This is a genomic window from Alienimonas sp. DA493, assembly GCF_043951915.1.
Taxonomy (GTDB): Bacteria; Planctomycetota; Planctomycetia; order Planctomycetales; family Planctomycetaceae; genus Alienimonas.
The window spans coordinates 21624-29149 of record NZ_JBINJD010000058.1 but is presented as its reverse complement, the minus strand read 5'-3'; the positions used below and the strand labels follow the sequence as shown (position 1 = coordinate 29149).

Below are 7526 nucleotides of genomic sequence, written 5' to 3'. Positions count from 1 at the left end.
GGGGTTCCTTCGGGAGCCCCGGCCGCTTTTCGTTTTCCCCCGCCCGCCCCCCGCCGGACGCACGCGTCCGGCTTAGGATGGGCGCCGTCGCCGCTCCCCCCTCCCGCACCGGACGCCGCATGTTCGTCGCCCCGCTGTTATTCGCCGCCCTCGCCTTCGCCGAGCCCGCGGACGGCGTCGCCCTGAACCCCGTGCCCTTCCCCGCCGACGCCGAACTGCGGGACGTGCACGGCGCCCGCACCACGTTGGGCGAAGCCTTCGCGGACGACTCCGGCGCCCCGGCGCAGGCCGCGGTGGTGGTGTTCGTCGGGACCGAGTGCCCGCTGGTGCAGATCACTGCCCCCCGGCTGCGGGCCGTCGCCGAGGAGGGCCGCGAACAGGGCGTGCGGCTCGTGCTGGTCGACGCGAACCGGCAGGACTCGCTGAGCGACCTCGCCGAGTTCCGCGCCCGGCATGAGTTCGACGCCGCCGGCGTGCCCGTGCTCAAAGACCCCGGCAACAAACTCGCCGATCGGCTGAAAGCCGAACGCACCCCGGAGGTGCTGATCTTCGGCCCGCCGGAAGAGAACGGCAACGGCCGCACGCTGCGGTATCGGGGGCGGATCGACGACCAGTACGGCGTGGGCACCGCGAAGGGCTCTGCGTCGCGGGACGACTTCGGCCTGGCGCTGGCCAGCGTGCTGGCGGGCGAAGCGGTCGCGGAGCCGGCGACGGAGGTCGTCGGCTGCAAGATCGGCCGCGTCCGCGAGGCCGACCCGGACGCCGCCGTCACCTGGGCGAGCGGCCCGGACGGGGCGCCCGGCGCCGCCGCGGTGATCTTCGCCAAGTGCGCCCCCTGCCACCGCCCCGGCGAGGCGGCGCCCTTCGCCCTGCTGGACTACGAGGAAGCCGCCGGCTGGGGCCCGATGCTGGCGGAGGTGGTCAAGGACGAGCGGATGCCGCCCTGGCCCGCCGACCCGGCCCACGGCGAGTTCAGCAACGACGCCAGCCTGTCGGACGCGGAAAAGGACACGCTGCTGACCTGGGTGAAGGCCGGCTGCCCCGAGGGCGACCCCGCCGACGCCCCGGCCCCGCCGACGTTTGCCGAGGGCTGGCGGATCGGCGAACCGGACGCCGTCTTCGCCATGGCCGAGGAGCCCGCCGAAGTGCCGGCCGAGGGGGTGATCGACTACCGCTACTTCCGCGTCGATCCGGGCTTCACGGAGGACAAATACGTCGTCGCCGCGGAGCCCCGGCCGGGCAACCCGGCGGTGGTGCACCACATCATCGTGCGGGTGATCCCGCCGGACGCCCAAAAGAAGATCGACGCCGGCGACGCCCTCATCGGCTACGCCCCCGGCCTGCCGCCGATGCAGCTGAAGCCCGGTCAGGCGTTCAAGATCAAGGCCGGTTCGCAGCTGCTCTTCGAGATGCACTACACCGCCAACGGCCGGCCGACGACGGACCTGTCGCGAGTGGGCATGAAGTTCGTCGACCCGGCGGAGTTCGGCGGGGAAGAGAACCTCACGCTGGTGAAAAGCACGGCGGTCGCCAATCACCGGTTCGAGATTCCCCCCGGGGCGAAGGCCCACACGGTGACGGCCTCCCGCAAGGTCCCGGGGGACGTCACCCTGCTGGCCCTCACCCCGCACATGCACTTCCGCGGCGCCAGCTTCAAGTACGAACTGACGACGCCGGACGGCGAGACCCGCACGCTGCTGGACGTGCCGGAGTACGACTTCAACTGGCAGCTGCGGTACGACCTGGCGGAGCCGCTGCGGGTGAAGAAAGGGTCGACGATCACCTGCACGGCGACCTTCGACAACAGCGCCGGCAACCCCCGCAACCCGGACCCGACCGTCGCCGTCCGCTGGGGCGAGCAGAGCTGGGAGGAGATGATGATCGGCTTCCTGCTGATCGCGACGGAGTGAGGCCGTTGCGCCCCCGGCCGGCGGGGGCGCCGCGACGGCGGGCGGGGGGACTCCGGCGGTCCCCCACGCGTCGGGGGTTGCCGAGCCGCTACAATGCCGGACCGCCCCCCCACGCCGATTGTCATGCCCGATCTCGCCCCCGCCGACGCCGCCGATCAGGAGCTGCCGAACCGCCTGCCGGTGGTGGACTCCTCTGCGGAGGCCAAATCGCACGGCTCCGACTGCGACTCGAACGGATCGACCACCACCACCCAGGCGAAGGGCAGCACGGAGGTCGGCAGCTACTTCGTTTCGAACTATCCGCCGTTCAGCCAGTGGACGAAGGACGCGGTTCCCGCGGCGCTGGACGCCCTGAACGGCAACCCGCCGAGCGGGGCGATTGACCCGTCGGTGCCGCTGGGGTTGTATATCCACATCCCCTTCTGCCGGAAGCGCTGCAAGTTCTGCTACTTCCGGGTCTATACGAAGCAGAACGCCAAGACCGTCCGCGGCTACGTGGACAGCCTGGAGGCGGAGTTCGCCAAGCTGGAAAACACGCCCGGCGTGCAGGGCCGGGAGCTGGAGTTCGCCTACTTCGGCGGCGGCACGCCGAGTTATTTGAGTTCGAAACAGCTCCGCAGCATGCGGGACAAGCTGCAGACGCACCTGAACTGGGAGACCGCCCGCGAGGTCACGTTCGAGTGCGAGCCGGGCACGCTCAACGAGGAGAAGGTCAAGACCCTCAAGGAGATCGGCGTCACCCGCCTGTCGCTGGGGGTGGAGAACTTCGACGACACCATCTTAGAAGTGAACGGCCGGGCCCACCTCACGCCGGAGGTGTATCAGGCGTGGGAGTGGATTAAAGCGGCCGACTTCCCGCAGGTGAACGTCGACCTGATCGCGGGGATGATCGGCGAGACGGACGAGAACTGGCGGCGGAATTTGGAAGAGGTCGCCAAGCTCGACCCGGACAACGTGACCGTCTATCAGATGGAGTTGCCGCACAACACGATTATCTCCAAGGAAATTAAAGAGCTGGGCGTCGACAGCCCCATCGCGGACTGGGACACCAAGCGTCGCTGGATGGACGAAACGATCGACTTCCTCGCCGGCTACGGTTACGTGCCGTCCTCCGGCAACGAGTTCGTCAAGAACCGGGAGACGGACCGCTTCGTCTACCGGGACAGCCTCTGGCGGGGCGCCGACCTGCTCGCCACCGGCGTGAGCAGCTTCGGCCACTTCCAGGGGGTTCACTATCAAAACCTGGATCGCATCGAGGAATATCAGGCCGCCGTCGAAGCCGGCGAGTGGCCGATCAACCGGGCGCTGGTGCCGTCCGAGCATCAGCAGCTCATCCGCGAGTTCGTGCTGCAATTAAAAGAGGGCCGCGTCCACGTGCGGCCGTTCCAGGAAAAATTCGGCGTGGACCTGCGAGAAGAGTTCGCCGAACCGCTGCAGAACCAGACCGAAGCGGGTTATCTGAACGTCGAGGGCGACGAGATCGTGCTCACCCGCAAGGGCCTGCTGCAAACCGACAGCCTGCTGCCGGAATATTTCGAGGAGCAGTTTAAACGGGTGCGGTATACGTGAGCTGATGACCGCCCCGCCCGCCGAGCCGCCGCCCAAACAGCCATGGACGCCGCTGCGCATCCTGGGTTGGGCGGTCGCGGGGCTGGCGGGCGCGACGTTCTTCAACGTTATGTTGCTTCCGCTTTGGGGCCTTTCTGTTCAAACCAGGCGGATTCACTCCCACGCGACGATCGCACAGAACGACGTCAAGAATCAGGCTCTCGCGGTCACGAATTATCACACCGGTCACGGCGCCTTTCCCCCGCACGGCGGAGACGCGGACCCGGACGCCCCGCCGGTCGCTTGGATGACGGCGATCCTGCCGATGATGGACCAGCGGGCGCTGCACCGGAGCATCGACTTCACGCAGCCGTTCGACGCCCCGGCGAACGCGGCGGCATTTTCGACGGCGGTCCGCTCCTACACCTCCCCGTATGTCGGGGACGCCCCGCTGTCCAGCGGCCTCGCCCCGGCCCACTATGCGGGGAACGAGTTGGTGTTCTTGCCTGACCTGACGCTGGACGCCGTCAGGCAGGCGGACGGCCTCACGCGAACGATCATGCTCGCCGAGGTGAACGCCGAGACCGGCGCCCCGACCGCGTGGGGCGACCCGGCGAACCTGCGGTCCGCGTCGGCCCCGATCAACGGCCCGACCGGCTTCGGCGCGAACAGCCCCGGGGCGATCGTGGTCGGGTTCTGCGACGGCCGGGTGACGAACTTCAATTCGGAGATCGACCCCGCCGTCCTCGCCGCCCTCGGCACGCCGGATGGGGGGGAAACCGTTTCTGCGAGCGACTTTGACTGAGAATCCGCCTGCCGCCGCCTCATCTGATCGGTTTCGCACGGTGGGCTGTGCGGTCGCCACGCTGGCGCTGGCCGCGGTGGTCGTCTCGCTGTTTCACCCCAGGATTCGCGGCGCCCGAATGGCGGCGTGGCGGTCGGCGACGCATCGGAGCCTGTACCAAGTCGGCGGCGGCGTGCGGGCCTTTCACGAGGACCGCGGGGCGTTGCCGCCGTGGGCGGAGGGGGGCGAGGCGACCGTCGCTGGGCCCGGGAACCCGGCGCCGGCTTGGCTGACCGCGTGCCTGCCGCACCTCGGCCGGGGCGAGGTTTATGAAGCGTACGACCTGACCGTCCCGTTCGACGCCCCAGGTAACGCAGGGGTCGCGGGGCGGGTCGTCGACGAGTTTCTGTGCCCCGACGCGGACTACCGCGACCGCACCCGCGAGGGCGGGTTCGGGCTGGCCCACATCGCTGGGAACGTGCGGCTGCTGGGCGAGGAGGGGCCGCGAACGTTCGACGGCGTGACGGACGGGGCGTCGCACACGCTGCTGGCCGGACAGGTGGGCGGCTTCCCCCGGCCGTGGGCGGACCCGACCAACCTGCGGGACACGGCCGACGGGATCGGCGGCTCGCCGCACCAGTTCGGCGGCTCTTTTAACGGCGGCACGGCGGTGATGTGCGACGGCTCGGTGCATTTCCTCAGCGAGGCGATCGACCCCGCCGTCCTCGCCGCCCTCGGCACGCCGGACGGGGGAGAGGACGTCGGCGCGTTCTGACGGGCCGTTCCTGCCGTCGGCCGTGCCCTGAAAGGCGGTTCGGCGCCGCCGACTGGCACCCGGGGCGGTCGGGCGGCAAGAATCCCCCCCGCGCCCGCCTCCCGGTCTCCGCCCGCCGTCGCTTGTGAACGCTCTCGCCGAACTCGACTCGCTGACGGCGATGTTTCCCCCCTCCCCGGAGGGCGAGGAGGGGCCGCTGCTGGCCGCCGCGGAGCACGTCCCCCACAGCGCCGTGCCGGAGCCCTACCGCACGCTGCTGGACCACGACGCCCACATGACCGTCACCATGGAGCGGTTCCACGGCGGGCCGGTCGCGGTGCGGGTGCTGGACGAGAAGTGGGAGAACGGCAAGTACTGCCGCAAGATCACGCTGGTCCGCGAACCGGAGCGTCCCGGCGAAACGGAGCGGACGGTGCAGTTCGGCCTGGTGCGATTCGACCTGTCGTACCTCGACCCGGAGCCGCGGGAGGAGATCCTCGGCGGCGAGATCCCCCTGGGCCGCGTGCTAATCGAGCACGACGTGCTCCGCGAGGTGGACCTCGGGGCGCTGCTGAAGCTCACCGCCGGCCCCGGCCTCGCCCGGCACCTGGGGGTGACCGAGGGGGAAACGGTGTGGGGACGGCTGGCGACGATTTTCACCAACGGCAAGCCGGCGCTGGACCTGCTGGAAGTCGCCGCCCCGGTCGGCGCAGACTGAAGCGCGGCGCAGGCTAAAGCGCGGCGCAGGCTGAAGCGGCGAACCGTCCGCCGCCCCCCGACGTGACGGTGCGGGCGGGTCGAGCGGACGAGAACGCGGGACGGCGGCTCAGAAGTGAGCGCCCCCGTCCTTGAGCGAGCGACCCCGTCCTTGAGGGAGAGGGGGGAACGGGCGCCGCGTTCCTACTTCACCCGGCCGGGCGGGCGGGTCTCCGCGCCCTCGGTCTTCGTCAGGCTGTCGCCCAGCGATTGGCGGGCGGCGTCGGCGAGCGCCTCCAGCCGGGCGACGACCTCCGGATTCTTGCCGGAGACGTCCCGCGTCTCCTGCGGGTTCTGTTTGAGGTTGTAGAGGCCGCCGTCGGTGCGTTCCTGCACGTAGTCCGCGGGCGTGCCGTGGCGGCCGCCGCCGCTCAGCAGGCTGCGGTAACTGTGGGGAAATCGCAGCTTCCAGTCGCCGCTGCGGATCGCCTGCAACTCGCGGCCGTAGTAGAACAGCAGTGCCTCGTGCGGGCTCTCGTTCGTCTCGCCTTTGAGGAGGGGCAGGATCGACTTGCCGTCGATCACCCGGTCGTCGCCCAGGGCGGCGCGGAGGTCCTCGCCGATCAGCTCGGCGACGGTGGGCAGCAGGTCGATCGTGCCGCAGGGGGCGGAGCAGACCTGCCCGGCGGGGATCGTGCCGGGCATGTTGAACAGCGTGGGCTCCCGCTGGCCGCCCTCCCAGCTGGTGCCCTTCCCCTCGCGGAAGCCGCCGGCGTCGCCGCCGTGGGTGCCGTAGGAGAGCCACGGGCCGTTGTCGGAGGTGAACACGATCAGCGTGTTCTCCCGCAGGCCGTGTTTTTCCAAGGCCTGCACGATCTGGCCGACGGACCAGTCGATCTCCATGATGACGTCCCCGTACAGCCCGCGGCCGCTTTTGCCGGCGAACTTGTCGGACACGAAGATCGGCACGTGCGGCATGCTGTGCGGCACGTAGAGGAAGAACGGCCGGTCGGCGTTGCGGTCGATGAAGTCAACCGCGTGCTCCGCGTTCCAGGTGGTCAGCATCGCCTGATCCGGCTTGTCGACCGCGGCGATCTTCACCTGCGGGACGCCGGCGTTCTCCCCTTCCAGCGGGGTTTCGTACAGCGGCAGGGGCGGGTAGCCGCGCTTGCGGTCGGCCCGGGCGTCGGGGAAGTGGGCGTAGCGGGGGTGCAGCGGCCACATGTCGTTGGAGTAGGGCAGGCCGAACCACTCGTCGAAGCCGTTGTCGGTCGGCAGCAGGCCCGGCTCGTCGCCGAGGTGCCACTTACCGTAGATCGCCGTGGCGTAGTCCCGCCGTTTGCAGAGGTCGGCGATCGTCAGTTCCTCCGGGTTCAGACCGTGTTTGGCCTGCGGGCCCAGCGCCCCGAGGATGCCCACGCGGTTCGGATAGCAGCCGGTCAGCAGGGCGGCCCGACTGGCGCTGCATACCGCCTGGGCGGCGTAGAAGTCCGTGAAGACCATCCCGCCCTCGGCCAACGCGTCCAGGTGGGGCGTGGCGATGTCCGTCGCCCCGGTGAAGCCGGCGTCGCCGTAGCCCATGTCGTCGCAGAAGACGATCACCACGTTCGGCGGGCGGTTCTCCGACGGATCGGCGGCGTCGGCGGCCCGGGCGAGAGGGACCGACAGCAACGCGGCAAACGACACCAGCAGCAACGCGACGGGGCGAGGCATGAACACGGCTCCGAAAACAGGGCGAACCGGCCCACGATAGGAGCGGCGCCGGGCGCCCGCACCTCTTTCCGGTTCGCCGTCGCCGATGGGCGGCGGGCTCCGCCCGGCGAAAAATTTCCCG

6 protein-coding genes are annotated in these 7526 nt (G+C 70.1%); 5 read left to right on the top strand and 1 reads right to left on the bottom strand.

Annotated elements, in window-relative coordinates; all coding sequences use genetic code 11:
* Positions 1–77: 77 nt before the first annotated feature.
* From ACG2DA_RS10865 to ACG2DA_RS10845, 5 genes are all read left to right on the top strand, one after another.
* Positions 78–1910, top strand: coding sequence for a redoxin domain-containing protein (locus ACG2DA_RS10865; protein ID WP_395255642.1), 1833 nt, complete (start codon positions 78–80; stop codon positions 1908–1910).
* A gap of 123 nt (positions 1911–2033) precedes the next feature.
* Complete coding sequence (locus ACG2DA_RS10860; protein WP_395255641.1) at positions 2034–3479, top strand: coproporphyrinogen-III oxidase family protein; 1446 nt, start codon at positions 2034–2036, stop codon at positions 3477–3479.
* Positions 3480–3483: 4 nt separating this feature from the next.
* Positions 3484–4263 (top strand): DUF1559 domain-containing protein, encoded by a 780-nt coding sequence (locus ACG2DA_RS10855; protein ID WP_395255640.1) that lies wholly within the window; start codon positions 3484–3486, stop codon positions 4261–4263.
* A gap of 40 nt (positions 4264–4303) precedes the next feature.
* Positions 4304–5017, top strand: coding sequence for a DUF1559 domain-containing protein (locus tag ACG2DA_RS10850; RefSeq protein ID WP_395255639.1), 714 nt, complete (start codon positions 4304–4306; stop codon positions 5015–5017).
* A 124-nt stretch (positions 5018–5141) separates the two neighbouring features.
* Complete coding sequence (locus ACG2DA_RS10845; RefSeq protein WP_395255638.1) at positions 5142–5714, top strand: hypothetical protein; 573 nt, start codon at positions 5142–5144, stop codon at positions 5712–5714.
* A gap of 182 nt (positions 5715–5896) precedes the next feature.
* Here ACG2DA_RS10845 and ACG2DA_RS10840 read toward each other — a convergent pair whose 3' ends face one another.
* Positions 5897–7405 (bottom strand): sulfatase, encoded by a 1509-nt coding sequence (locus tag ACG2DA_RS10840; protein ID WP_395255637.1) that lies wholly within the window; start codon positions 7403–7405, stop codon positions 5897–5899.
* Between the last annotated feature and the right edge of the window lie 121 nt (positions 7406–7526).